This is a genomic window from Idiomarina xiamenensis 10-D-4 (genome assembly GCF_000299895.1).
Lineage (GTDB): Bacteria > Pseudomonadota > Gammaproteobacteria > Enterobacterales > Alteromonadaceae > Idiomarina > Idiomarina xiamenensis.
The window spans coordinates 1-307 of the sequence record NZ_AMRG01000069.1; the positions used below are offsets into that span (position 1 = coordinate 1).

The 307-nt window shown below is 46.3% G+C and carries 1 protein-coding gene; it reads right to left on the minus strand.

Annotation, left to right across the window (positions count from 1 at the left end):
* Positions 1-170: 170 nt before the first annotated feature.
* On the minus strand, positions 171-307 hold a 137-nt coding region (locus tag A10D4_RS14040), incomplete at its 5' end, for a flagellin (RefSeq protein ID WP_008490208.1).

A 307-nucleotide genomic window follows, 5' to 3' on the forward strand; every position in this document is an offset into this window, starting at 1 on the left:
AGCGAGTTTGTCCCAATTACAAACTCCCTCAGTGCTGTATCGGCTAGTTACATTAAAAACCTTAATACTTTTTTGCAGTTTTTTTGTACAAATCTCTCAATCGGCATAAAAAAAGCGGCACCGAGGCGCCGCTTTGTACTTGCTGGTTGCGTCCAGACTGTACGCTATACTTAACCCAATAATTGTATAGCAGCCTGTGGACGCTGGTTGGCCTGCGCTAAAATGGTGGTACTCGCCTGTTGCAAGATTTGCGCTTGCGTCAATTTGGCGGTTTCTGCGGCAAAGTCGGCGTCTTTAATACGCGAGT